Source organism: Mycobacterium sp. TH-M106 (genome assembly GCF_057473765.1).
Genome location: NZ_JBYCLE010000513.1, coordinates 1 through 1,897 on the forward strand (window position 1 = coordinate 1; position 1,897 = coordinate 1,897).

General features: G+C 62.5%; 2 protein-coding genes. Both read right to left on the reverse strand.

Going from position 1 to position 1,897, the window contains the following annotated elements; translation table 11 throughout:
- The coding region (locus tag AC2VOP_RS17925; protein ID WP_486962215.1) for a hypothetical protein at positions 1 to 1,005 on the reverse strand (1,005 nt) is incomplete at its 3' end.
- Between the two features lie 15 nt (positions 1,006 to 1,020).
- The coding region (locus tag AC2VOP_RS17930) for a transglycosylase SLT domain-containing protein (protein WP_486962216.1) at positions 1,021 to 1,897 on the reverse strand (877 nt) is incomplete at its 5' end.

Below are 1,897 nucleotides of genomic sequence, written 5' to 3' on the forward strand. Positions count from 1 at the left end.
CCCATCGAGCGGGCGTGCGCATATTTTGGCCTCTGGCCACCCCATGCCGTACTCGGTCACGTCCATGGGAAGCGGTTGGGGCGCAAGATTGACCCACACCTCTTTTGTCTGCACCGCTTGGAGCGATTGCGCCTTGGCCACATCGGGCGGAATGACGAGGCGATCCACGCGTTCTGGTATCGTCTCCCCTCCGACATCGAGCACCACGACCTCAACCGGCAGCGCATCCCAGTCGAGGTCTCGGCTGCCTTCCCCCGACGTGGACGGCAACACATAGAGACGGTCTTGGAGTTGCCAGAGCTTCTCTCCGCGTCTCCAGGTGTCTCGCGTCGGTATGCCGGGAGGGATGCCAAACCACCGGGCAAAGATGGGTCGCGCGCTGTCTTCGACCAAAGCGACGGTCGTCGTTTGGGCCGTCCAGAGCGCCGCTTGCACGGCAGCATACGACACGCCAGCGCCCGGCACGCCTGCGACCACAAACGCCTTGTCGCTGTTCTCGAAGCCCTTCTTTGTCCGTCTGCGAAACGGTTGAACGGAGGGGGCTTGAGGCGTTTTGGAGCGCACCGAGAGCCTCGCTCTTGAGGGAGGCGGTGGTGTGAACGGCGCTTCCCCAGAGAGAAAGTCTGCTGCATCGGCATACGTGGCCGGATGCTCCAGCCGAGCCCACAGCTCGTCCAACGCCAATGCGTCGGCGAGCAACAGATCGTACACGCCTCTCGCTACCCATTCTCGCAGCCACGCTCTTGGCGTGTCGCGGCTCCCGAGATAGACCACTCGAACGCCTTGCCTGCGCACGCGATCCACCATCGACACCGCATCCGCCCACGCGACCGTCCCAACCATCGTTTCGCTGAGCACGACCGTCGCCTCTTCCTCCCCCCCTTTCCCCCATGGAAACATCGGGAGCGCGCCCATAAACGTCACCGACACGACGTTCGACGCGCCGTATCGCGTACGTACCGCTTCCTCCAAGTCCGGCACGAGCGTCGCCAACACCAACGTCAAGACCATCTCCCCCTTTCAATAACCCACGTACGGCGCAGCATTCCCAACCCCAGGAATCGCCCCAGGACTGCCATACCGTGCCTGAATGTAGCGGATCGCCGCTGCCGCATTGTCGATGGGATTCCAGATGTTTTCGTAGCCTGGCAACGCGTAGGCCGCGAACGTACTCGGCAGGGTTTGCAAGAGCCCTTTCGCATGTTCATACAAGCCGGGTGCATCCTCGACCAAATCGGGGTTTTCTGCGTTGGGATCGCCTCCGGATTCGAGCGCCACCATCCGTAAGAGCAGCGGCTCCCAGGAAGAAGGGACGTCTCCCACCAAGCGCATCGCGGTCTCGATCCAGTGCGTGACTTCGGCCCGGTCTGCGACCGTGGCGGGACCGGGCGCTCCTGTGGATAGAGGCACCCCACTGCCAAAGAGCGGACCCCAAGCGTCCACCGCGGGATCCTTCAAATAGGCCAGCGCATCGCCCTGTTGATCCTTCGCGTACTGCATGGCGTAGATGGCCTCAAACCACAAGGGATCCACATCCGATTTCGAAAAGCCGTACCGCTTGGCGAGAGCGTACAGTCTCGCATGCTCATACACGCGATGATACCCCGTCATGACGGGCTCGGTCGTCACGGTGCCGACGCCTTCGACGAATCGCCCCCTCGACTGCATGGCCCATGTGGACACGAACGTCCCGTTCCAAACGTTGGCGCTGCGCAGTTCCCACACCGGGTGGACGGTGACGGTAGTACGAATCCGCATCTCGCGTCTTATTCCGCCATGAGGCATAGCTACGGAGACCTCCACGCGCCGCCTGGTGGTCACCGTTTCGGTGCCTTCGACAAACCGATACGTCGGGCGCAGCGCCTCATCATACGCCTGGGCTGAAGCCTTGGCCGAA